Below are 23,992 nucleotides of genomic sequence, written 5' to 3' on the forward strand. Positions count from 1 at the left end.
GTGGTTCCACCTTCGGATCTCCTACTCCGCGTTGCGATTGTGGCGGCCAGTACGGATTGTCGTACGACACGACAATGTCGACGTCCCACGCCATGTTCGGACCGAAGATGGTTGATTGCCTGTAGCCTGCTCGGCCCTCGACGAGTGTGGGAGCGGCGGTGGCCACGCTGGCTCGGAAGCGTTCGCGCTGTAATGCCCAGCTCCAACGCAATCTCGCCACGAGCCATGATCTCGGACCGATCGACTCACCGTCGAGTCGGGCTCCCTTCTTTGGAACGGCGTGTTCAACGACATGCCCCGCACTCCTGGCGTGTGCGACCGCCTGCCGATCGACCTTGACGTGAAACCTATGCCCAGCGAAGGAATGGCCTGGCCCATGGAGTGAGAGATGCATTGTGTCGCCAGCGTTTCCGAGAGCGTCCAGGTAGAAGCCGCTCCGCTTGGCCGTGATCCGCCACGCCGAACCAAGTGCGGGTGAGTCATTTGCGGTTCTCACGAGAAAGATCTGTCTATTGCGCGTGCTGCCGCTCACGGGATGAGAATAGCCGTCGGCCGTTGACGATTTGCCCGATTCGGTCGTGTGACTCCTTACGGTCCGACCTGGTCGGCGGCAGAAGTGATCGATGTAGGGAACCTAGATTTGGCGGCGATTGGCGTGTGTAGCCGATGGCACGTCACTACGAGTCCGCGTGCCTTCTGGAGCTCCGTCGCCTCGACAACGGTCGCTACACCGGGATTCCCATCTGCCGCCGCGACGATGTATCACGGATACCGTTGGCCCATGGAGGTTCTACGAGACGCGCGCGTCCGTGCTGGCATGACTCAGCAGGAACTCGCCGACGTCTCCGGGGTTGCCCGCGCCAACATCGCGGCCTACGAGTCGGGCGCACGGCCCTTGACGCCCGCGATGAATGCCCGATTGCTGGCCGCGATCCGGCGTCCCTCGGACAGCCTCGCGGAGCATGCGGACGAGGTCCGGGCGATCCTCGCCGCAGCCGGGGCGAGGAACCCGCGTGTCTTCGGCTCCGTTGCGCGCGGGACGGACTCCGCCACGTCCGACATCGACCTCGTGGTCGATCTCGACGGCGATGCCGATGCCTTCACGCTGGCAGGCGCATGGCGGCGAGTCGTCGACCTTGTCGGGCATCACGTCGACCTCGTGCCGTCGTCGGGCCTGGAGGCTAGGCGCTCGAGGATCCTGGACGAAGCCATCCCGCTGTGACCGGCGAGGACGGTGCCAGGGTTTCGCGCACCTCGCAGAGACGTGTCGAGATCGCTGGTGTCTACGGCGAACGGACGGTGGCGGCCATCGATGCATCGAGCACGCCGCTATGGCGGATCGCCTGATCGCCCGAGGAGCTCACGGCGACGACGGAGAGGCAGTTTGGCTCGACACCTTGGCGCCGCCGGCGGATGGGTGATGCGTTCGTGGTGACTGTCCGCCGCACGTCCGGCCCGGCTCCGCGCCGTCTCAGTCGGCTCTGGAAATGGCCCGTGCGGCGACGTATGCGTTGAGTACGACCTCGAGATTCCTGCCTTTCGTGACGGCTGTGGGGATCGGACTCGGGTGAGGGGAGTCGATGACGAGCACGCCACGCTGGGTCAGATCGCCCACCAAACCGGACACCGCGGCTTGAGCTTTGTTACCCATGGGAACGACGACCCGCACGGCGGGCATCAGGTCCAGGAGTTCTAACAGGTAGCCGCGGCCGGCCTTCACATCCGCGAGGCCGGGGGCCTTGACCTTTGCGCCCTCACCTACCTGCCAAGGAACGGCATTCCAGTGAAGCCCCTGGTTACGGGGTAGGCCACTGTCGCGGTAAGCGACCCACATGTTCTTCGCGGTCTCGTCGTTGTTGTCGACCGAGATCATTCCTGAGGTGACTGCCTTCGGCCCCGGCGATTCAAGCAAGAAGAGGACACGTGAGCGGATACCGCCTGAGTCCGGGTCGACATACGGCACCGGCGCGCCCACTTGCTTGCCGATCTGGTGGACGAACTCATTGATTGGCGCGATGTGCGGCTCCCAAAGCCTGGCCTGCTTAGCGGCCAGGAAGCCGGGATCGCCGTGCATCTTCGGTTCCGTGGAAAAGTTCGTCGGCAGGTTGATGGCGGCAGGTGCCGCCTTTGATGCGGGTGGATTGTCGCCGGCGTAGACATCTGGGCGCTTGCGGACAGCAGCGAGGACGTCTCTCCACTCCGCACGCAAACTGTCTCCTCCAACGTGGTGGTCGACGCTCGCCAGGAAGAAGGCCCAGCCCTTGAGTAGGTCTACGCCGCACCAGTCCGGCACCTGGCCACGAACCAGGTAGGAGTTTCGCGCGGGTCCGATGAGCCTCCCGAGTTCCTCGGGAGTCTTGGCCAGGCGCAGATAGCCGTCGTACTCCCGCGCCCACGCGACCTCGTCGTGGGTGGCCCACTCAGCCATGCTCGTCTGCCTCTCCCGCCGTCCCGAATGCTGTCGCCCAATGTTGCAGTATCGCGCCATCCACCTGGCGACCACGCGACACGTGGGCGCGACCCGTTGAAGTCTGCGTGAGCCAGCGTGGATTGCCATTGGCGCGCCCGCGAACCTGGGGCGCCGCGGGCGCGTTGTCGACGCCCGGGTATTGGAGTGGTGGGGGCATCACCTTCCAGCAGTAGCCTCCGCAGGTGGGTCTGGACCTGAACCTCCTGCGTGTTCTGGTCGCCGTCATCGAAGAGGGCACCTTGACGGCGGCCGCCGAACGGCTGCACGTCACGCAGCCATCGGTGAGCCATTCCCTTCGGCGGCTCCGACGCGCGACCCACGACGACCTCTTCGTGAAGAAGGGACGCCTGGTGCAGCCGACTCGCGTCGCCTTGGAGCTGTACGCGCAGTTCGGGGACATCCCGCGCCGGCTCGACGACGCCTTCGGTCGCGCGGCGGTCTTCGATCCGTCCTCGAGCGACCGGGTCTTCCGCGTCGGGCTCACTGACCTGGGCGAGATCACCGTCCTGTCGCCCCTCGTCCGGCAGCTGCAGCAGCGGGCGCCGCGCACCGGTGTGGAGGTCATGCGCGTGCAGATCGACACCCTCGAGGACCAGCTCGCCACCGGGCAGCTCGACGTGGCGGTCGCCTCGTGGAAGCCGGAGGGCCGGCTTGCGTCCATCCCGATGCGGCAGGAGACCTACGTATGCATCGCGCAGCGCGGCATGTTCGGCGCCGACGGCCCGACCGTCGAGGAGGTCGAGCGCACGCCGCGGGCCCAGGTCTCCCCGTCCACCGGACACGTGACGCCGTCGTACCTGTGGGAGTCGACGCCGCCCGGGTCGGCGACCGTCCAGAGCTTCGCGGCGATCCCGCCGCTGCTCGCCTCCAACCGGATGCTCTCCGTGGTGCCCTCGATCGTCGCACCCGACTGGACTGAGCGGTGGCCGCTCGAGAGCTGGACGCTGCCGGTCGAGCTCCCGGACGTGATCGTGTACTGCCACGTGCGGGCCGGCCCGCTGCAGCCCGCGCAGCGCTGGTTCATGCGTCAGGTCATGGAGGCCGCCCACTCGGCCTGGGAGTGACCCATGAACACTGTCTATGAATAACCCCAAAAATCTTTCGTAGTGCTGAGGGATCCCCGCGGATACGTTGTGGCGCATCCCGGGGCACCGCCGCTCCGGACCGTTCGACGGCGAACGATCGAGGAGCACCGTGAGAATCACCGACGTCCAGGTCGACCAGCTTCGGGTACCGGTCCGATACCCCCTGCACGAGAAGGACGCCTACGCACCCGTCGTCCTGCTGCGGCTCATCACCGACGACGGACGCGTCGGCACGGCCGCGTCGACGCACCCGCAGCCCGAGTCGCTCGCCGCGTTCTGCCGCCACACCCTCGCGCCGCAGGTCATCGGCATGGACCCGCGCCGTCCCACCCAGCTGCGGTCCAAGCTGCTCGTGAAGACATCCCAACGGTCCGTCCAGGGCGTCTGGAGCCGGGCCGCCTCCCTCCTCGACGTCGCGTGCTGGGACCTCAAGGGACTGGCCGCGGGCGAGCCGATCTGGCGACTTCTGGGCGGAGCCCGCTCGACCGTCCAGACCTACGTGACCTTCGGCCTCGCCTCCTACTCCCAGGACGAGCTGTGCGAGGCGGGTCGGCTGCTGGTCGCCGCGGGGCACAAGGGCCTGAAGATGGTCGTCGGCGCGGGCTCGAGCGCCAGCGGCGACGACCTGTTCGGCCTGCCCAGCGACGACGACGTCGTGCGCGACGCCCAGCGCGTCGCGGCTCTGCGCGAGGCGGTCGGACCGTCGGTCAAGCTCATGATCGACGCCAACAAGAACTTCACCCTGCCGCAGGCGCTGCGGCTCTCGAAGCTGGTGGAGGACCTCGACCTGACATGGTTCGAGGACCCCATCCTCATGGCCGACGCCCGTCTCATGGGCGAGCTGCGCCGCCGCACCGACCTCGCCATCGCGGCCGGCGGCCTGGGAACCGGGGACGTCGTCTACATGCGCGAGTACATCGAGCACCGTGCCGTCGACGTCATCCAGCCCAACGTCCGCGACATCGGCGGGTACACGGGCGCGCTGGCGACGGCGCACCTCGCCGAGGCGTACAACATGGCCGTCGGCATGGGCGGCAGCGAGCCGCACCTGAACATCCACCTCTATGGGGCCATCGCGATGGACGGCCCCGTCGAGTACCACATCCAGGGCTGGGAGTTCGCGAAGAAGCTCTACTCCGGCCTGCCGGAGCCCGAGGACGGGCTCGTCCGGCTCACGGAAGAACCGGGCCTGGGCCTCATCCTCCGCGAGGACGCGGTGGCGGAGTTCCGGGTCGAGACCCACTGAGAGGGGAACCGAGATGCGCAGGAACGGCCTGGCAATGGCGCTGGCCATCAGCACCGCACTGGCCCTGGCGGCCTGCTCGGAGAGCCAGAGCAGCACCCCGGAAGGCGGCGGCGAGGGCGGGGGTTGGACGCCCGAGGAAGACGTCGAGGTCGCAGTGGGTGCCCAGCCCGGCGGCGGCAGCGACATCCTGGGCCGCGAGTTCGCGGCCGCGTACGAGGGCGTGACCGGGGTGACCGCCGTCGTCGAGAACTACGACACCGTCGCCGGGGTCCTGCTGCTGAAGGAGGAGCCCGGCCGCGGTGAGATCATCGGCGTCGGCAACACCGCGAACATGATCGTCCGCCCGAGCGAGCAGGACATCGGCTACACGTGGGAGGACTTCACCCAGCTCGCCGTCATCGCCGAAGACGTCTCCTACATCGTGGCCAGGGCGGGCGCGTACTCCTCGGCCGAGGACATGATCGAGCAGGCCCGGTCCGGCAACCTGACCGTCGGGCAGGTCGGCAGCGGCTCGGGCGACACCCTGGTCGCGGACCAGGTCGCGGAGGCGTTCGACCTGACGTTCCAGCCCGTCGTGTACGAGGGCGGCGGCGACGTGGTCCGCGGCGTCATCGCCGGAGACATCGACCTCGCGGTGCTGGAGCCGACGGAGTTCCTGCCGCAGGTCGAGGCGGGCGAGATCGACGTCGTGCTGAGCACCGGCAGCGAGCCCGCGCCGCACCCGCTGCTCGCCGACGTGCCGCTGGCCAACGAGCTCGGCACCGACCAGGAGTTCGCCACCCAGGTCCGCCTGTTCTTCGGCGCGCCGGAGCTGAGCCAGGAGCAGGAGGACTACTGGATCGACGTCCTCACCGAGTGGACCGAGTCGGACGGGTACGCCGAGTACATCGAGGAGAACGCGCTCACGCCGCGGCTCATGACCGGGGACGAGCTCGACACGTTCCTCGCCGATCAGGTCGAGACCCTGGCCGGGAATGGTGGCTGAGCGCGAGTCACGGGCGCCGGCCGCGGAGTCGCCGGCCGCCCGGTGGATCGGCATCGGGTTCGCCGCGTTCCTCGCCGCGGCCGGCGTCTACTTCACGCTGACCGCCTTCGGGTTCGGGATCACCGCCGAGGGCACGCCGATCGGTCCCGGCGCCGTGCCGGCCGGTCTGGGTGTCCTGCTGGTCGTCTCCGCCGTCGTCGTGCTGGTCGGCGACGCGCGGGCCCTGCGGGGCGGCGCCCGACGCTCCGCTCCCGCAACCGGCGGGCTCGGCACCCCCGACGGCGGCACGCCGGACGAGCCCACGCCGGAGGCACCCGACGACGGTGCGGGGCGCACCGAGCACCGCACCCTGCTGCGGGCGGCACTCGTCGTCGCCCTGCTCGGCTGCGGCCTCGCGCTCACCCAGGTCGTCGGCATGGTCCTCGGCCTGGCCATGGCCGTCGTGGCGATCTGCCTCGTGGTCGAGCGCATGCCGCCGGTGCGGGCGCTCCTCCTCGGTGCCGTCACGGCGGTGCTGCTCTGGCTGGTCTTCGGCGTCCTGCTCTCCGTCAACTTCCCGAGCAGCATGATCGGGCTCTGACATGGACATCCTGCAGGGCATCCTCACCGGCTTCAGCGTCGCCCTCCAGCTGGAGAACGTGCTGTTCTGCCTGCTCGGCGTGGTGCTGGGCACCTTCATCGGCATGCTGCCCGGCCTCGGGTCGGCGTCGGGCGTGGCGGTCATGCTGCCGCTCACCCTCACGCTCGACCCGGTGACCGCGCTCATCATGCTCGCGGGCATCTACTACGGCACTGAGTACGGCGCGACCATCAGCGCCGTGCTCATCAGCACCCCCGGCGACGGCGCATCGATGGTCACCGTGATCGACGGCCACAAGATGGCCCTCATGGGCCGGGCGGGCCAGGCGCTCGCCGTGGCGGCCATCGCCTCGTTCGGGGCGGGCACCTTCACCGTCCTGCTCATGTCCGTGCTCGCACCGGCGTTCGCGGCCGTCGCGCTCAACTTCGGTCCACCGGAGATGTTCGCCCTGATGGTCCTCGGGCTCCTCACGGTGGGCGGGATCGTCGGCCGCAACCCGCTGAAGGGCGTCATGATGGCGGTCGTCGGCGCCATGATCGCCATGGTCGGCATCGACACGCAGACGAGCGTGCTGCGCTACATCTACGACTTCTCCGAGCTCTACTCCGGCGTCAGCCTCGTCGCCGTGGTGGTCGGCATCGTCGCGCTCGCCGGGCTCGTCTCCCAGGGAGCCAGCGGGCACGTCGCCCCGATCCGGACCCGTTTCCGCGACATGACGCTGTCCCGGAAGGAGCTCCGCACCGTCGGCGGCAGCATCACGCGAGGCGGCCTGCTCGGCTTCCTCGTCGGCATCCTGCCGGGTGCGGGGCCGACGCTCGCCTCGTTCTTCGCCTACGGCGTCGAGCGACGCGCCGCGAAGGACCGATCGATGTTCGGCCACGGCGACATCCGCGGCGTCGCCGCACCGGAGGCCGCGAACAACGCCGCCGTGAACGGCGCCTTCATCCCGACCCTGACCATGGGCATCCCCGGCTCGGCCACCACCGCGATCCTGCTCGGGGCTTTCGTCCTCTTCGACATCCAACCCGGCCCGCTCCTGTTCGAGCAGCAGCCCGACGTCGTGTGGGGACTCATCGCGTCGTTCTACCTCGGCAACATCCTGCTGCTGGTGCTGAACCTGCCGCTCGCGCCCGTGTTCGCCTCGGTGCTGCGCATCCGCTACTCCTACCTGTACCCGGTCGTGTCGGCGGTATCGGTCGTGGCCGCGTTCGCCGTCTCCGGCCTGATGTTCGACGCCTGGCTGGCGCTCGGTCTGGCACTCTTCGGGATCGTCATGAGGCAGCAGGGCTATCCGGTGGCGCCACTGGTGCTGGGGCTCGTGCTCGGCGGCATGCTCGAGGCCGAGCTGCGTCGCTCTCTGGCGATCAGCGGAGGCTCCTTCGGGATCTTCGCGGAGCGGCCCATCGCCATCGCGATCTTCGTGCTCGGGGTCGCCCTCGTCGCCGTGCCGGCGATCGTGCGGACCATCCGACGCCGTAGCGTCACAGAGACGGTAGGAGTGTGATGAGCGAGACCTCGGCAACCATCATCGGCGCCGCGGGCGGCATCGGGGCGAGCGTGACGACCGAGCTGGTCCGGCAGGGCCTCTTCGACGTGCTGCACCTGGTGGACGTGCGGACCAACGTGCTCGAGGCGGACCGGATCGACCTGCGCGAGTCCGCCGTCGTGGCGGGAGGAGTGCCGCCGCGGATCACGGTGCACGACCCGCACTCCGCCCGAGAGCTGGACCGCCCGTCGGACCTCGTCATCTGCGCGGCGACGCTGGGGGAGCGGCCCGGCCGGTCCCGCAGCAGCTTCGCGGCCACGAACTGGGAGCTGCTGGAGTCGCTGGCGGAACCCATCCGGCACGCGGCGGGGGAGAGCGGGATGGTCCTGGTCATCACCAACCCGATCGACGCGATGGCCGCCCGGCTGGCCCGCGCCGTCGGGATGCGGGACCGGATCATCGGGTACTCGCTCAACGACTCGACGCGCCTGCGCCTGGCCGTCGCCGACGAGCTCGGGGTGACGCCGGACCGGGTGCACGCCGAGGCGCTCGGCGTGCACGGCGAGGAGCTCGTCCCGGCGTTCAGCCGGGTGCGGGTGGACGGCGAGCCGGTCGAGCTGGCGCCCGAGCAGCGGGTCCGCGTCGTCGAGGCCATGGACGGGTGGTGGGAACGATGGCACGCGCTCAACAGCGGCCGCTCCTCCACCCGGTCGACCGCGGCCGGCGTCGCGGCGTCGGTGACCGCCATGCGGCAGGGCCGGACGCTCCCCATGTCGGTCGCGACGGACGGGATCGACTACCTGCCCGACGACGCGTTCGTCGGCTACCCGACGTCCTTCGCCGGCGGCCGGGCCGCGCCCGACACCGAGGTCGACCTGGCAGGGGCCGAGCGGGCGGAGCTGAGTGCCGCCGCCGAGAGCGTGCGACGGCTGGCCGACAGCCTCGGCTGAGCCCTGCACAGCAGAACGGGGCGGCGGCGGTCGCCCGGTAACGACGTACGAGCGTGAGGAAGAAGAGATGAAGGTCGATGAGGCAGTAGGGCTGGCGATCGCGAAGATGGGCGCCTCGAGGGTGTTCGGCGTGGTCGGCAGCGGGAACTTCCGCACCACGAACGCGCTGACGGCGGCCGGGCTCCCGTTCGTCGCCTCACGCCACGAGATGGGTGCCGCCTGCATGGCCGACGCCTACGCGAGGTCCACCGGCCGCCTCACCGTGGTCAGCGTGCACCAGGGATGCGGGCTGTCGAACGCGCTCACCGGCATCGGCGAGGCGGCCAAGTCCCGCACGCCGGTCCTGGTCGTCTCTGGTGACACGCCGGGCGGCGAGTACGAGAGCAACTTCTGGATCGACCAGGACAAGGTCGTCGAGGGCATGGGCGCGGTCCCCGAGCGGATCCACACGCCCGCCACCGCGATCCGGGACACCGTCCGGGCCGTGCGCACGGCCGTCAACCGGCGGCGGACCGTGGTGCTCTCGCTGCCGCTGGACCTCCAGCGCCAGGACCTGCCGCCGTCCCAGCAGGACCTCCTCGAGCGCCTCGCGCCCCCGGTGCCGCCCACCGTCCCGGTGGCGGCGCCCGAATCCGTCTCCCGCCTGGCGGACCTGCTGGCCGGGGCGGAGCGCCCGGTGATCGTCGGCGGTCGCGGCGCCGCCCACGCCGTCCCGGAGATCCGCCACCTGGCCGAGCTGGCCGGGGCGCTGCTCACCACGAGCGCCGTCGGCCGCGGGCTGTTCCACGAGGACCCGTGGCACCTGGACGTCATGGGCGGCTTCTCCACCGAGGGCGCCGCGGAGCTGATCTCGCAGGCGGACGTCCTCGTGGCGTTCGGGGCGGCCCTGAACCGCTGGACCACGCGCGACGGCTGGTTCCTGCGGAACAAGACCGTGGTGCAGGTCGACGACACCCTCCGCGCCTTCGGCTTCCACTACCCGGTGGACGTCGAGGTGCTGGGGGACACGGCCCTGACGGCCGCCGCGGTCGCGGCCGAGCTCGAGTCCCGCGGGGGCGTCCCGCACACCGGCTACCGCACCGAGGACGTGTCGCGGAAGGTGGCCGAGTCGCTCAACTGGAGCGACCAGCCCTACGACGACACCTCCGAGCCGGTGGACCCGGCGGTGCCCGGGTCGGGGCGGATCGACCCCCGCACCCTGACCAACGCGATCGACCGCATGGTCCCGATGGAACGCGTCGTGGTCCCCGACGGCGGCAACTTCAACGCCTACCCCGCGATGAACCTCAGGGTTCCGGACAACCGCGGCTACTGCGTGCCGCTCGCGTTGCAGTCCATCGGCCTCGCGCTGTCCAGCGCCATCGGATCCTCGGTGGCGAGCCCGGAGCGCGTGACGATCGCCGGCATCGGCGACGGCGGGTTCATGATGTCGCTCGTCGAGCTGGACACAGCCGTCCGTCTGCAGCTGCCGCTGATCGTCGTGGTCTACAACGACAACGCCTACGGCGCCGAGGTGCACCACTTCGAGCACGAGACCGACCGGCTCGACACGGTCGTCTTCCCGGAGACCGACATCGCCGCGATCGCGCGCGGCTTCGGCTGCGAGGGCATCACCGTCCGTGCCGAAGAGGACCTGGAGCCGCTACGCGCCTGGCTCGACGGCGCCCGGGACCGCCCGCTCGTCATCGACGCTAAGATCACGGCGTTCCCGTCATGGGTGCTCGCGCACAGTTTCGCGGAGCACGAGTAGGGGCACGACCGGTCTGCCGCTCAGCCCACCACCGCACTGAGCAAGAGCGCCATCGTGCAGCCGGTCAGGCCGACGATGGTCTTCATGACGGTCCAGGACTTGAGTGTGTCCGCGACGGACATGCCGAAGTACCGGTTCGCCATCCAGAAGCCGGAGTCGTTGACGTGGGAGAAGGCGGCGGCGCCGCTGGCGATGGCGATGCACGTCAGTGCGGTGACGGTGTCGTTGACGCCCAGCGTGTTGGCGATGGGGGCGGTGAGGGTGGCGCCGGTGATCATCGCGACCGTCCCGGAGCCCTGCGAGATGCGCAGCACCGCCGCCACCAGGAAGCCGAACAGGACGATGGGCATGTTGGCGCTCGCCATCGTGTTGGCGAGCATGTCGCCGACCCCGGACTCGACGAGGAGGCCGCCGAAGACGCCGCCGGCGCCGGTGATGAGGATGATGACCCCGGCCGGGGCGAGGGCCTTGGTGGCCATCTGCTGCAGCTCGTCGCGCGACCGGCCCAGGCGGAGGCCGAAGAACCAGAGGGTGAACAGGCAGGTCAGCAGGAGCGCGATCACCGGGTTGCCGACGAAGGTGAAGAACGTCCGGGCCGAGCTGTTCTCGGGCAGGACGGCCTCCGCCGTCGTGCCGGCGAGGATCAGCGCGAGGGGGAGCAGCAGGGTCGCGACCACGGAGCCGAATGACGGCAGGTCGCGCGGCTCCCGCGGCTCGGGCGGGGCCGCGAGCTCCTCGGGGACCGGCACGAAGATGCGGCTCGAGATCCACCGGCCGAACAGCGGGCCGGCGATGAGCATCGCGGGGATACCGCAGATCGTGCCGTAGAGGATGATGAGGCCGAGGTCCGCCTCCATGATCCCGGCGGTCGCGATCGGCCCGGGCGTCGGCGGGATGAAGGTGTGCGTGACGCTCAGGCCGGCGCACAGCGGGATCCCGTAGAACAGCAGCGACCGCTTGGTGCGTCGGGCGATGTTGTAGAGCATCGGTACGAGGATCACGATGGCGACGTCGATGAAGACCGCGATCGAGACCAGGAAGCCGGCGAACCCCAGCCCCCAGGCGACGTTGCGGTCGGAGAACTTGGAGATGAGCGTCGTCGCGAGGCGCTCGGCGGCCCCGGCCCGTTGCAGGACCTCACCGAACACCGCGCCGAGCCCGATGACGAGCGCCACCTGCCCCAGTCCGCCGCCCATCTCCTCGACCACGAGGTCGAGCAGCCCGACGGGGTCGATCCCGACCGCGATGCCGAACGCGATGCTCACCACGAGCAGCGCGATGAAGGCTTGGATCTTCGCCCAGATCACCAGCACGAGCAGCACGGCGACCGCGAGCACAGCGGCGATCAAGGTCCAGGTGGTCGGCTCCACAACATCTCCGTCGATGGTTGGTGCCCGGGTGGTCACCGGGCGGGTACGGATGGGTCAGCGGGTCCGTGGCACCGAGCCGCGGACGTCCTCGGCCTGGAGGAAGCGGAAGTCGACCCCGGCCTCGGCCTGGGTGACCTCCTCCAGGAAGAGCTTTCGGTAGCCCCGGCCCCCGGTCGGCACCGTCTGCGGAGTCTCGCCCGCGCGTCGCGCGAGCTCCTCGTCCGAGACCTCGACCTCGATGGCGCGGTCGCGGACGCTGAGGCGGACGACGTCGCCCGTGCGCACGTGCGCCAGCGGTCCGCCGACCGCCGCCTCAGGGGAGACGTGCAGAACGATCGTGCCCGCCGCGGTACCGGACATCCGGCCGTCGGACAGCCGGACCATGTCTCGGACGCCCTGGCGGGCGAGCTTCTTCGGGATCGGGATGTAGCCCGCCTCGGGCATCCCCGGTGCGCCGACGGGTCCGATGCCCTTCAGGACGAGGACGTCGTCAGCGGTCACGTCGAGATCGTCGTCGTCGATCCGTGCCGCGAGGTCCGCGGAGCCCTCGAAGACGACGGCGCGGCCGCGGTGCTCCAGCAGGTCCGGTGACGCGGCCGCCCGCTTGATGATGGCGCCCGACGGCGCGAGATTGCCGCGGAGGACCGCGATGCTCCCGGCCGGGTAGATCGGGTTCTCCCGCGGCCGGATGACGTCCTGGGGGAACGGCGTGAAGGCGTCGATCTCCTCGCCGACGGTCCGGCCGGTGACGGTCATGATGTCGCGGTCGAGCAGGTCGCCAAGCTGGTGCAGGAGCATCGGGACGCCGCCCGCCCGGTGGAAGTCCTCCATGTAGTGGCTTCCCGCCGGCTTGAGGTTCACCAGCACCGGCGTCTCCTCGCTCATCCGGTCGAACGCGTCGAGGTCGAGCGAGAGGCCGAGGCGACCGGCGACGGCGGCGAGGTGGACGATCCCGTTGGTGGACCCGCCGATGGCGAGCATCACCCGCAGCGCGTTCTCGAACGCGGCCGGGGTGAGGATCTGCTCGATGCCCACGCCGTCCTGGGCCAGGCCCACCGCCCGTGTCCCGGTCATCTCGGCGATCCGCATCCGGTCGGCGGTCACCGCCGGGGGAGAGGCGCTGCCCGGCAGGGCGATGCCGAGCGCCTCGCTCACGCACGCCATGGTCGAGGCCGTGCCCATCACCGAGCAGGTGCCCACGCTGCCGACGAGGCGGGAGTTGACCTCGTCGATCTCCTCCTGGTCGATCTCCTCCGCGCGGTAGCGGCCCCAGAAGGCCCGGCAGTCGGTGCAGGCCCCGACGCGCTCGCCGCGGTGCCCGCCGGTGAGCATCGACCCGGTGACCAGCTGGATCGCCGGAACGCCCGCGGAGGCGGCGCCCATGAGCTGGGCGGGGACCGTCTTGTCGCACCCGCCGATGAGGACCACGGCGTCCACGGGCAGCGCGCGGATCATCTCCTCGGTGTCCATGGACATGAGATTGCGCAGGTACATGCTGGTCGGGTTCGAGAAGCTCTCGTGGAGGGAGATCGTCGGGAACTCCACGGGAAGCCCGCCGGCCAGCATGACGCCCCGCTTCACCGCCTCCACGAGCTGCGGGACGTTGCCGTGGCACGGGTTGAACCCGCTGCCGGTGTCCACGATGCCGACGACGGTGCGGTCGAGCGCGTCGTCGGTGTAGCCGGCGCCCTTGATGAACGCCTTGCGCAGGAAGAGCGAGAACCCCGGGTCCCCGTAGTTGGGAAGGCCGCGGGTGATGCCCTCGGCGGACGTGCTCTTCCTCGTCATCTCTTCCGCGACCTCATTATCGATAATGTTGGTGATAACGATCGGTCGCTGAGTCAACCACGTGGGCGGTGAGGCAGGCAAACGGCATGCGAAACTGCTTCCTCCGACCGACGAACGACCCGAGAGGATGGCCGCGGGTGTCCCTGCTCGAGCAGCTGGAGGAGGAGATCGTCCTCGGGCTGCGCTACCCGCGCGAGAGACTCGTCGAGGACGACCTGATGCGCGACTTCGGCGCTAAGCGCCATGTCGTGCGCAGCGCCCTCGTCGAGCTCGAGAACCGGGGGCTCGTCGAGCGCCGCCCTAACGTCGGCGCGTTCGTCAAGGCGCACACCGCCAAGGAGGTGCGCGACCTCTACGCCGTGCGGGAGCTGCTGGAGACCCACTGCGCGAGCCTGATCCAGGTGCCGGTCTCGCAGGACCGGGTCGAGGAGCTGCTGGAGATCCAGCAGCAGCACGACGACGCGATCGCCGCCGAGGACCTGCGGGCCGTGGTGCGCGCCAACACGGCCTTCCACCAGGCGCTGTTCGCCCTGGCCGACAACGACGTGCTGGTCGCCGCGATCCGTCGACACGCCCAGATGGCCTACCCGATCAGGTCCGTCACGGTGACCAGCCCCGAGTTCCTCAGCCGCAGCCGGGACGAGCACTGGCAGATGATCCGTGCCCTGCAGGACGGTGACACCGCCGGCCTGGCGGAGGTGTGCCGGGCCCACCTGCTTCCGTCGCGCGACGCGTATCTCAGGCGGCTGGGGCCCGGGTAGGGATGGGTCCGAGAGTCGTCACCAGCAACAGAAGCCACCATCAACCAGGAGATCGACGCCTGTGCAGAACGATGCGGCAGACGAGAGGAGGAACACCGTGGGGCCGGCGATCTCCTCGGGCTCGGCCATGCGCTGCATGGGCGTCTCCGACGCGAACTGGCTCATTTGGTCGGCGACCTCCGGACGGGTGTTCATCGGGGTGGCCGTGTAGCCAGGGCTGATCGCATTGACCCGTACGCCACGATCTGCCCACTCCGCCGCGAGTGACTTGGTCAGGTGCTGAACAGCCGCCTTGGCGCTGTTGTAGTGGACCTGCTTAAGACCTCGGTTGGCGATCGTGCCCGACATCGACGCGATGTTCACGATGGAGCCGCGCCCACGTGCCAGCAATGCCCGACCCTGGGCCTGGCAGCTCAGGAAGACGCCGGTGACGTCGACGTCGTACAGCGTCTGCCACTGTTCGAGGGGCATGTCTTCGGCTGGAGCAGCGTTGGCGATCCCCGCGGCGTTGACGGCGAGCTCGAGCGGGCCGAGGGTGTCCTCAATTCGTTGAACGGCCTCGGTGAGCTGGTCGAGCGACGTGACGTCGCACGCAACCGCGAGGGCGGATGCGTCGTGCGCCTCGATCGCGGCGGTCGTCTCGGACATGTCGACTCCGGGCCGGTCCAGACACGCGACGTGCGCCCCGGACGCGGCCATCCCGATCGCCGCAGCCTGTCCGATTCCGCTCGCCGCCCCTGTCACCAGGCCGACCTGCCCCGCGAGCGAGAAATCAACTCCTCGGGACTTCAACGAGTGCGTCCGACTGGTCTCCATCATCAATTGCCTCTCCGCCAATCTCGTCGACGAGACCGTGCGCCGTGTTCTCGTCGGTGATGAGCACGTTCACCCATCCGCCACGCAGTACCGCGCGGATCGCTTCCAACTTGCCCGGTCCTCCAGCGACTCCGACTCGTCTGGGGATCTCCTTGAATGCTCCGGCCCCGATCCCGACGACTCGCTGATCCAGGTCCGTGCTCAGGTGGGTGCCCTCGGGATCGACGAACTTGAGTACGACGTCGCCGACGGCACCGAGCTCCCGGAGGGCGTCCATCTCCTCGGCCGGCACCGAGTTGCCCGACCGCAGCAGGAGGGGGGACGGGTCAAGACTGCCGATGCCTACGAGTGCCACGGTCAGCGCACTCCACATGCCTGCCGTGCGTGCCACCTGAGCATCCTCGAGGAGCGCGTCACGGACCGCGCGCGATGACACCAGACCCGGCGCCTGCAGGAAGTAGGGTTCGGCGCCCGTCACCTCGCTGAGGCGAGAGGCGAGCCGTGTCGCATCGAACTGCACCTCGGGTCGCCCGACACCACCCAGCAGCTGGACGACAGCCTGGGCCGACCGGGTTCGCGACTTCGTCATCGCGTCGACAGCCTCGAGCAACGTCTCCGACCATGACGAGATTCCGACGACATCTGCGCCGGTGAGCGTCGCCTCGATGTACTTGCCCGCCACGCCGCCGATCGCGGCGAGCAGGGCCCGATCGGTGATTCCCTGTGTGTGCACGACGACCACGTCGAGCAGGCCGTACCGGTCCCTGACTGCGTCCTCCAGCTCAGGTTCCAGGCCTGCGGGCGGGATCACCGAGATGCGGACGATCTCCCGGTCATGTGCCTCCTTGAGGAGGCGGGAGACACGTGATTGGGACATGTGCAGCTGGTTGGCTATGGTCGGCTGCCGCAGACCCGACTCGTAGTACAGGCGAGCCACTTTCGTCACCAGCTCGAGGTCTCCCTGGCTCCTCGCACCTCGCGAGCGGTGTCGCTTGGCCGGGATGTCGTTCACGAGCTCGCCTCCGTCGTCCTGCTAGACCGTTGCCAGTGCCATGATGCGCTCCGGTGTCATCTCTGACCGTTCGATGATTCCTTGCTGAGCACCCTGCGCGAGAACCATGATCCGGTGCGACAACCCCATCACCTCCTCCAGGTCGGAGCTGACAACGACGACCGCGAGTCCTTGCTCCGCAAGCCCTCGGACGACGTCGTAGATCGCGGCGCGCGCGCCGACGTCGATGCCCCGGGTCGGCTCGTCCAGCAGGACGACCCTGGGACCGAGCTCGAGCCACTTGCCGATGACGACCTTCTGCTGGTTACCGCCAGACAATGCCTCCGCTCGTGTCTCCGACCTGCCTTTGATCTTCATGGAGTTGATCACGCGCTGACCAAGCTGGGCGACCCGGGACCGGTCGATCCGGCCATGGCGCATCACCTTGGAGAAGTTCGTCAGCATCGTGTTGTCACCGACGGTGAGGTCGGCAACGAGGCCATGATGACGGCGGTCCTCCGGGACGAGCACGACGCCGTTCGTGATGGCTTCTGGCACCGAACCGGTGCGGATCCGCCGACCGGAGACCCGGACGCTGCCCGCGGTTGCCTGGTCTGCGCCGGCAATTGCCCGAACGAGTTCCGTCCGACCTGCGCCGACGATGCCCGCAATCCCGACGACCTCTCCCGCCCTGACTGAGAACGTCACGTCCCGGAAACGGTCGTCCGCCCCCGTGAGTCCCTCGACTTCGAGGACGACGTCCTCGGCCGGGTCGGGCATTCGGGGGAAGAGGCGGTCCACGGAGCGCCCCACCATCTCCGTAACCAGTCGATCCACCTCGACATCGCTGCTCTCATGCTCGGCGACCTTCCGCCCGTCCCGCAGCACGACGATGCGATCCGCGATCGTCCTGATCTCGGCCAGTCGATGGCTAACGTAGATGAACGAGTGACCTCGTTCCTTCAGCTCACGGATCCTGCTGAACAGCGCTTCCGTCTCGCTCTGACCCAGGGCGGCCGTCGGCTCGTCGAGGATCAGTAACTTGGCGTTCTGAGCGAGCGCCTTCGCGATCTCGACCTGCTGCTGTGCAGCCACGCTCAGATGGCGGACCAGGGTCTCCGGGTCCGGCTGGAAGCCCAGGCTCTGCAGGACCTCGGCAGCCTCGGCGAGGAGGCGCCTGTGGTCGACGAACCCGTGCGCCCCGGTGGGCCAGCGCCCGATGACGACGTTCTCAGCGGCGCTGAGCTCGGGCAACAGCCGCATCTCCTGATGGATGAGGGCGACGCCTGCCTCGAGCGCAGATCCGGGAGAGGGCGGGCGATAACGCTCGCCGAGCCACGTCATCTCGCCCGCGCTGGGTTCGGTCAGCCCGGCGAGGATCCCGGCGAGTGTCGACTTGCCGGCTCCGTTCTCGCCGAGGAGCGCGACCACCTCTCCGGGGCCCACGTCGAGATCGACGTCGTCGAGCGCCTGCGTCCCTGGGTAAGCCTTGCTCACGCCACTGATGCTGAGGCCACTCACGGGTGCTCCTCGATGAACTCCTCGACATTCTCCGGAGTGGTGAGGATCCCTTCCTGCAACTGTTCGGCCGGGAGGTCTTCGCCGTTCACCAGCTGGATGGCGGAATCGAACGCGAGCCTGCCCATGTGCTGTGTCTGCTGCGTGATGGTGGCATCGATGACGCCATCCCGAACGGCCTCCAGACCGGCGACATCGCCGTCGAATCCGACGATGAGGATGTCCTCGCGTGAGTATCCCGCTCCGCGGGCAGCCTGCGCGGCGCCGAGTGCCAGCGCGTCAGCTCGACCGAAGAAGATGTCGATGTCCGGGTTGGACTGCAGCATGTCCTGAGCAATGTCGAACCCCTCGTCCTGGTGCCAGCCCTCGGAGGCCTGCCGGGCGACTTCTTCGATGTTCGAGTCTTCGAGAGCCGCCTCGAACCCCTCGTTCCGCGCGATCTCCGGAGTGGTTCCGATCTGTCCCTGGATGACGCCGAGCCGACCCTCCCCGCCGGTCTGCTCGACCACCCAGTCGCCCAGCTCCCGGGCGGCCGCCACACTGTCGGTGGCGATGAAGGTGTCTCCCGGCGCGTCCTCCGGATTGCGGTCCACGGACACGACGGGGATGCCGGCCTCGCGTGCGTCGCGGACAGGCACCGATGCAGCAGTAGCACCGGCGGGGATGTAGATGATCGCGTCGACCTGCTGTGTGATGAAGTCTTGAACCTGACTGACCTGGCGGGAGGCATCACCACCGGCATCAGCCAGCACGATCTCGACCCCCTCGGCCTCGCCCTTGGCCTGCACGGCCTCACGGATCTGGTTGAAGAAGTCGGCTTGTTGATTCGCCACCGCGAGGCCGATCGTGACCTGCTCATCGTCGGACTCGGCGGTGAGCGCACATCCGGTGACCATGCTGGCCACACCGGCCACCACGGCCATTGCTGTCAGTCGCTTTGTCATGATCTCTCCCTCGAGACGTCGTGCTTGGGACGGCTTGGAAATGGCTATTTGTTTCGCTGGCGGAGGATGTCCGCCATCACGGCGAGCGCGATGACGACGCCGATGAAGATCTGCTGCATGAATGGCGAGACGCCCAGCAGATTGAGTCCGTTGCGGAGGATGCCCATGATCAGGACTCCGGCGATCGTCCCGGCCATGCGTCCGGTCCCGCCGCTGAGGCTTGCGCCGCCGATGACGACCGCCGCGATGACGTCGAGCTCGAGGGCGGTGCCGGCCGACGGTTGGGAGGAGTCGAGCCGGGTGGCCAGAACCACGCCAGCCACGCCAGCCAGCAGACCGGTCCAGACATAGGTCATCGTCACGATGCGACGGACCTTGATGCCGGCGAGACGTGCAACCTCCTTGCCGCCGCCGATCGCGTAGAGGGAGCGGCCGCCGGGCCGATAGCGCAGGTACAGGCCACCGATGATGAATGCGAGCACCATCACGACGGTTGTTACCGAGAGGAACCCGAGGAATCCCGATGAGGACAGTCTGAAGAACCAGTCCGGGTAGCCCACGATCTGCTGGCCGTCGGTGATCAGGTTCGCCAACCCGCGAGCGACCGACAGCATGGCCAGTGTCGCGATGAACGGTGGAAGCTTGGCGACCGTGACGCCGAGCCCGTTGATGAGGCCACACAGGCCGCCCACCGCGATTGCAGCGAAGATGGCGAGCCAGGTGGGAAGCCCACCGGCGTGTGACAGCCAGCCGAGCACCATCGTCGAGAGGGCCAGTACCGAACCGACTGAGAGGTCAATGCCACCGGCGATGATCACCATGGTGGCGCCGACGGCGATGATCGCGAGGACTGTGACTTGGTCGAGAATGTTGAGAAAGTTGTTCACGGAGAAGAATCCGGGCGTCGTCAAGGACAGGACGACGAACAGGACTCCGAGTCCCGCGAAGGCACCGCCAGAGCCGGCGAGTCGGGAACGCAAGGTCCCCCGAGCGTCGGGCGGACGCTCGAGGTCCAGCTGGCTTGGGGCTTGGGTCTGAGACATGGGTCGCTCCGTTGCGTGGTCGGAAGGGGGACCAAGTTGCGACGGCCTAGTTCATGAACATGCCGCCATCGACGTTGAGTGCCTGGCCGGTGATGTAGCTACCGGCATCTGACGCGAGGAACAGCAGGGCATTGGCGATGTCACCCTCGGTGGCCGCCCTACCGAGCGGGATGCTGGCGATGGCCTCGGCGACATACTCTCCGGGCTCGTACCCACCGAATAGTCGGCCCCACTCGCGGTCGTTGTACTCCCACATCGGTGTCTCGACGATGCCGGGGCAATACGCGTTGACGCGGATGTTGTCGGGCGCGAGCTCCTTCGCCAGGGACTGCGTCATACCGACGACCCCGAACTTGGATGCCGCGTAGCTCGGTGTGTACATAAAGCCCTGGCGGGCCTGGCCAGAGGCGGCGTTGAGGATCGTTCCGCCCCCAGCACGTCGGATCAGCGGGTGCGCCTCCCGGATGGCGGTGAACTGTCCGGTCGTGTTGACGGCCAGCACCCGGGCGAAGTCGTCCGTCGTGGTCTCGGCGAGCTTCTTGATCGAGATGATGCCGGCGTTGTTGACCAGCACGTCGAGCTTGCCCCACGTGTCACCGACACGCTCGAACACCGCCCGCACGCTGGTCGCGTCCAAGACGTCCGCTACAGCACTCTCCACGGTGAGTCCGACGGCGGACAGACGCTTGGACGTCTCGTGGACCGAGTCATCGAGGTCGGTGAGAAGCACGTCGGCGCCGCACCCGGCGAACGCTTCGGCGACCGTTGCTCCGATGCCACGCGCGCCGCCCATGACGACGGCCGTCTTCCCGGCGAAGTGTCCTTCGAAGATCTGTGAGTAGGCGTTCTGCGACATGAGGTGTTCCTCTCTCGACGTCGTGGTCAGACGTCGGCGAGTGGTGGGACGGGCATGCGCGACCTGGCCACGGCATGCGCCCAGCTGGTAATCCGTTGGAGGCGATCGGCGGGCCTGAGTGACGGCGCGAACTCGTCGCCCCGGCGGTGAAGGCCATCGAGGTCGGCCTCGCTCCAGAGCCCGATGCCGAGGCCGGCCATGTGTGCTGCGCCGAGCGCGGAGAGGCACGTTGCGGCGGGCCGGATGACTTTGCGGTCGCTGAGGTCGGCTTGGCACTGCATCAACCAGTCGTTGCTGGCCGGCCCTCCGTCCGCGAGAACTGTCGCGATGCGCCCGTCGACCAGGTCGTCGGCCCGGGTCAGGACGTCCTCGATCTGCAAGACGACGGATTCCATCGCTGCGCGTGCGAGATGTGCGGGTCGGCTGCCCAGGTCGAAGCCCTCGACGATCGCGACGGCCTGCTCGTCCCACCACGGCGCCCCGAGACCGGAGAACGCCGGCACGATGTTGACGTTGCCGCTGTCAGGAACACTCTCGGCCAGCACCGCCAGCTCGTCAGTGGGTCGCCCGAGAATCTCGGAGAGCCACACAAGGGTCGCTCCGGTCGCGAGGATGTTCCCCTCGAACGCGTGCGCCGCTGTTTCGGTCTGCCACGCCAGCGTCTCGACCAGGCCGGCGTCGCCAGGGACCTGGTGATCCGTGAGGCCCATCACCGAGGATCCGGTTCCATAGGTGGTTTTCACCGTTCCCGGTTCTCGCACACCGTGTGCGAAGAGGGCGGCATGCGAGTCGCCGAGTACGCCTGCCAAAGCAACGCCGGCAAGGCCGGGTAGGGGCTGGTCGAGAGGCGTGGAGAGGTCCGACCGGACCACGTCGGGGAGTGACTGCCGGGGAATGTCAAACAGTTCGAGAAGGCCCTCGTCCCAGTCCCCGGTGCGGACGTCGAGGAGTTGGGTCCGGCTCGCGTTGCCCGCCTCGATCTGGAACCCCCCAGTGAGCTGATACACAAGCCAGCTGTCGACCGTGCCCAGGCGGATGCGGCCCCGTCGCGCCTTCGACCGATCGGGATCGATCTCGTTCAGGAGCCACTCGAACTTGAGCGCTGAGAACATCGGGTCGATGGGCAGCCCGGACGTGGCGCGGACCTGAGCCGCATGATCCGCCTTCAGCTCGGTCGCGCGCTTAGCCGTCCGCCGGTCCTGCCACCCGAGCACCGGAGCGAGGGGCTCACCAGTCTTTGCGTCCCATGCCAATGCTGATTCTCGTTGGGTGCTCAGCCCGATCGCGCCCACGTGCCCTGGAACCAGCTCAGCCATGGCGGTCAACGCAGTTCGAACGCTCTCGAGGAGCTCGAGTGGGTCCTGCTCGACCCATCCGGGGCGGGGTTTCGCGAGGGAGAGCGGGACGCTTGGCCCTTCGCGGACGGCGCCGTCGGCGGAGAGCGCGACCGCCTTGGTCGAGCTGGTGCCCTGATCGACTGCGAGAACGTACGCCGTGTCAGACATCGGAAAGCGCCTCGCGCACTGCTGTGCTGATCGCAGAGGCCGTCAGACCGAAGTAGTCGAGGAGGTTGTCGTTGCTGCCGGTCGGGGCGAACTCGTCACGGACGCCGAGGATGCGCATCGGTAGGCGCCTCTTGGACTGTGCCACCTCGACAGCGATCCCGGCTCCGAGTCCTCCGGAGATGTTGGCCTCCTCGACGGTGACGAGGGCATTGACCGATGCCGCGGCGTCGGCGATGGCTGCGCGGTCCAAGGGCGCGACGTATGCCGCGTTGACGACGCGCACCTCGATGCCCTCCGACGCGAGCAACTCGGCGGCCCGGAGAGTACGCGAGACCATCGTTCCGATGGCGAAGACGGCCGCGTCATCCCCGTCCCGGAGCGTGGTCCAGTGTCCCCGTTCGAGCCGCGCACCCTCGGGCGTGACGTCGGGGACCTTGAACCTCCCGACGCGGATGAACGTGGGGTGGTCTGCGGCCGCGGCGATCCGGAGGGCTTGCCGTGTCTCGAGACGGTCCGCGGGCACGACGACGTCGAGGCCCGGCAGTGCGCGGAGCCAGGAGAGGTCCTCGACCGAGTGGTGAGTTGGTCCCAGCTCGCCGTACGCCATGCCCGGGCTCATGCCACACAGAACAACCGGGTATTGGCTGTATGCGAGATCTGCCTTGATCTGCTCGAGGGCGCGGCCGGTGAGGAAGGGGGCCGCTCCGCTGACGAAGGGCACGAATCCGCCGTTGGCTAGGCCGGCGCCCACACCGACGAGGTTCTGCTCCGCGATGCCGACGTTGATGAGTCGGTCGGGGAACTCTGACTTGAATCCGCCCAGCTTCGATGAGCCGACAGAGTCGTTGCACACCGCGACGACTCGTGGGTTCTCGCGCGCAAGCGCGATCAGTTCATCCGCGAAGGCATCGCGATTGTCGTACTCCGCCGGCTGGACGTCGCTGCCTCCCGTGGCTGTGCTCATGCCAGCTCCTCGAGCGCCGTTCGTACCTGTTCGTCAGTCGGCACCTTGTGGTGCCACGAGACGTCGTCCTCCATGAAGGAGATGCCCTTCCCCTTGGTGGTGTTGGCGACGACTGCGACGGGCCGCCCCCCGGAGGATGGCTCGAACGCATCGATGAGCGCCTCGAAGTCGTGCCCATCAACGGTCCGGACCTCCCAGCCGAAGGCATGGAGCCGTTCCGCCAGCGGGTCGAGAGCGTTCGTCTCCTCTGTCGGGGCACCTTGCTGAAGACGATTGCGGTCGATGACCGCGCACAGGTTGCTGAGCTGGTAGTGCGCGGCGGACATGAGCGCCTCCCAGTTGCTTCCCTCTTGCATCTCGCCGTCGCCGAGCACGGCAAAGACGCGATAGCGCGCTGATCGCAGCATCCCGGCATGGGCGATCCCGACGGCGATCGGCAGTCCGTGTCCGAGTGGACCGGTATTGGCCTCGACGCCGGGAACCTTCAGTCGATTGGGGTGGCCGTTGAGGCGGGATCCCGGTGCCATGAACGTGCTGAGCTCGCTCGAAGGGATGAACCCGCAGGAAGCGAGCGCCGTGTAGAGCGCCCCGGCGCAGTGCCCCTTGGACATCACGAGCCGATCGCGGTCAGGCCATGCCGGGTTCGCGGGATCGATACGGAGAATGTGGCAGTACAAGACGGTGAGGATGTCTGTGACCGACATGTCGCCGCCGATGTGCCCCTGTCCCGCCTCAGAGATCATCCGGACGTTTTGCCTTCTCCGCTGCCGCGCTTCCTCGGTGAGGAGCGCGCTGCGCTGCAAAGCAGAGGCATTGGCGAGGTCTTCCTTCAGTGAACGCCACAGATCAGTCTGTGCGACATCGTTGGCGATCATGCATATCCA

At 68.5% G+C, this 23,992-nt stretch carries 21 protein-coding genes; 9 read left to right on the forward strand and 12 right to left on the reverse strand.

Annotation, left to right across the window (positions count from 1 at the left end; all coding sequences use genetic code 11):
• Positions 1–781: 781 nt before the first annotated feature.
• Complete coding sequence (locus tag ACFQQL_RS11445) at positions 782–1,222, forward strand: nucleotidyltransferase domain-containing protein (RefSeq protein ID WP_382395372.1); 441 nt, start codon at positions 782–784, stop codon at positions 1,220–1,222.
• Positions 1,223–1,471: 249 nt separating this feature from the next.
• Here the strand turns inward: ACFQQL_RS11445 and ACFQQL_RS11450 are convergent, their stop codons facing one another.
• Entirely contained in the window at positions 1,472–2,428 is a 957-nt protein-coding gene (locus tag ACFQQL_RS11450; RefSeq protein WP_382394425.1) for a uracil-DNA glycosylase, read from the reverse strand.
• Positions 2,429–2,652: 224 nt separating this feature from the next.
• On the opposite strand from ACFQQL_RS11450, the gene ACFQQL_RS11455 reads away from it, so the two are divergent.
• From ACFQQL_RS11455 to ACFQQL_RS11485, 7 genes are all read left to right on the forward strand, one after another.
• Positions 2,653–3,534: a LysR family transcriptional regulator gene (locus ACFQQL_RS11455; protein ID WP_382394427.1), complete on the forward strand. Its 882-nt coding sequence runs from the start codon at positions 2,653–2,655 to the stop codon at positions 3,532–3,534.
• Between the two features lie 130 nt (positions 3,535–3,664).
• Entirely contained in the window at positions 3,665–4,801 is a 1,137-nt protein-coding gene (locus ACFQQL_RS11460; RefSeq protein ID WP_382394429.1) for a mandelate racemase/muconate lactonizing enzyme family protein, read from the forward strand.
• Positions 4,802–4,814: 13 nt separating this feature from the next.
• Entirely contained in the window at positions 4,815–5,786 is a 972-nt protein-coding gene (locus tag ACFQQL_RS11465) for a Bug family tripartite tricarboxylate transporter substrate binding protein (protein WP_382394431.1), read from the forward strand.
• The gene (locus ACFQQL_RS11470; RefSeq protein WP_382394433.1) at positions 5,776–6,366 is read left to right on the forward strand and encodes a tripartite tricarboxylate transporter TctB family protein; all 591 of its coding nucleotides are present in this window, start codon (positions 5,776–5,778) and stop codon (positions 6,364–6,366) included. Before ACFQQL_RS11465 ends, ACFQQL_RS11470 begins: the two co-directional genes overlap by 11 nt.
• 1 nt (position 6,367) lies before the next feature.
• On the forward strand, positions 6,368–7,870 hold the full coding sequence (locus tag ACFQQL_RS11475) for a tripartite tricarboxylate transporter permease (RefSeq protein ID WP_382394435.1): 1,503 nt from the start codon (positions 6,368–6,370) through the stop codon (positions 7,868–7,870).
• Positions 7,870–8,802, forward strand: a complete 933-nt coding sequence (locus ACFQQL_RS11480; protein WP_382394437.1) for a lactate/malate family dehydrogenase — start codon at positions 7,870–7,872, stop codon at positions 8,800–8,802. Before ACFQQL_RS11475 ends, ACFQQL_RS11480 begins: the two co-directional genes overlap by 1 nt.
• Positions 8,803–8,869: 67 nt before the next feature.
• Positions 8,870–10,552 carry a thiamine pyrophosphate-binding protein gene (locus tag ACFQQL_RS11485; RefSeq protein WP_382394439.1) on the forward strand — a complete coding sequence of 561 codons (1,683 nt, stop codon included), beginning with the start codon at positions 8,870–8,872 and terminating at the stop codon, positions 10,550–10,552.
• A gap of 20 nt (positions 10,553–10,572) precedes the next feature.
• On the opposite strand, the gene ACFQQL_RS11490 is transcribed toward ACFQQL_RS11485, so the two are convergent.
• Together ACFQQL_RS11490 and ACFQQL_RS11495 are read right to left on the reverse strand one after the other, a co-directional pair.
• On the reverse strand, positions 10,573–11,922 hold the full coding sequence (locus ACFQQL_RS11490; RefSeq protein ID WP_382394441.1) for a GntP family permease: 1,350 nt from the start codon (positions 11,920–11,922) through the stop codon (positions 10,573–10,575).
• Between the two features lie 54 nt (positions 11,923–11,976).
• Positions 11,977–13,710 carry an IlvD/Edd family dehydratase gene (locus ACFQQL_RS11495; protein ID WP_382394443.1) on the reverse strand — a complete coding sequence of 578 codons (1,734 nt, stop codon included), beginning with the start codon at positions 13,708–13,710 and terminating at the stop codon, positions 11,977–11,979.
• A 137-nt stretch (positions 13,711–13,847) separates the two neighbouring features.
• Here ACFQQL_RS11495 and ACFQQL_RS11500 point away from each other — a divergent pair, with 137 nt between their 5' ends.
• Positions 13,848–14,471 carry a GntR family transcriptional regulator gene (locus tag ACFQQL_RS11500; protein ID WP_382394445.1) on the forward strand — a complete coding sequence of 208 codons (624 nt, stop codon included), beginning with the start codon at positions 13,848–13,850 and terminating at the stop codon, positions 14,469–14,471.
• A gap of 18 nt (positions 14,472–14,489) precedes the next feature.
• Here ACFQQL_RS11500 and ACFQQL_RS11505 read toward each other — a convergent pair whose 3' ends face one another.
• The 9 genes from ACFQQL_RS11505 to ACFQQL_RS11545 form a co-directional block, all read right to left on the reverse strand.
• Complete coding sequence (locus tag ACFQQL_RS11505; RefSeq protein ID WP_382394447.1) at positions 14,490–15,290, reverse strand: SDR family oxidoreductase; 801 nt, start codon at positions 15,288–15,290, stop codon at positions 14,490–14,492.
• Positions 15,244–16,164, reverse strand: coding sequence for a sugar-binding transcriptional regulator (locus tag ACFQQL_RS11510; RefSeq protein ID WP_382394449.1), 921 nt, complete (start codon positions 16,162–16,164; stop codon positions 15,244–15,246). The genes ACFQQL_RS11505 and ACFQQL_RS11510 overlap by 47 nt, the downstream gene beginning before the upstream one ends.
• 156 nt (positions 16,165–16,320) lie before the next feature.
• On the reverse strand, positions 16,321–17,775 hold the full coding sequence (locus tag ACFQQL_RS11515; protein ID WP_382394451.1) for a sugar ABC transporter ATP-binding protein: 1,455 nt from the start codon (positions 17,773–17,775) through the stop codon (positions 16,321–16,323).
• Positions 17,776–17,795: 20 nt separating this feature from the next.
• Positions 17,796–18,740: a substrate-binding domain-containing protein gene (locus ACFQQL_RS11520; RefSeq protein WP_382394453.1), complete on the reverse strand. Its 945-nt coding sequence runs from the start codon at positions 18,738–18,740 to the stop codon at positions 17,796–17,798.
• Between the two features lie 44 nt (positions 18,741–18,784).
• On the reverse strand, positions 18,785–19,783 hold the full coding sequence (locus ACFQQL_RS11525; protein WP_382394455.1) for an ABC transporter permease: 999 nt from the start codon (positions 19,781–19,783) through the stop codon (positions 18,785–18,787).
• A 46-nt stretch (positions 19,784–19,829) separates the two neighbouring features.
• Positions 19,830–20,639, reverse strand: coding sequence for an SDR family NAD(P)-dependent oxidoreductase (locus tag ACFQQL_RS11530; RefSeq protein ID WP_382394457.1), 810 nt, complete (start codon positions 20,637–20,639; stop codon positions 19,830–19,832).
• 26 nt (positions 20,640–20,665) lie between these two features.
• Positions 20,666–22,144 carry an FGGY-family carbohydrate kinase gene (locus tag ACFQQL_RS11535; protein WP_382394459.1) on the reverse strand — a complete coding sequence of 493 codons (1,479 nt, stop codon included), beginning with the start codon at positions 22,142–22,144 and terminating at the stop codon, positions 20,666–20,668.
• Positions 22,137–23,108: a transketolase family protein gene (locus ACFQQL_RS11540; RefSeq protein ID WP_382394461.1), complete on the reverse strand. Its 972-nt coding sequence runs from the start codon at positions 23,106–23,108 to the stop codon at positions 22,137–22,139. Before ACFQQL_RS11540 ends, ACFQQL_RS11535 begins: the two co-directional genes overlap by 8 nt.
• Entirely contained in the window at positions 23,105–23,983 is an 879-nt protein-coding gene (locus ACFQQL_RS11545) for a transketolase (protein WP_382394463.1), read from the reverse strand. Before ACFQQL_RS11545 ends, ACFQQL_RS11540 begins: the two co-directional genes overlap by 4 nt.
• Between the last annotated feature and the right edge of the window lie 9 nt (positions 23,984–23,992).

Source organism: Georgenia alba, assembly GCF_042665525.1.
Taxonomy (GTDB): Bacteria; Actinomycetota; Actinomycetes; order Actinomycetales; family Actinomycetaceae; genus Allobogoriella; species Allobogoriella alba.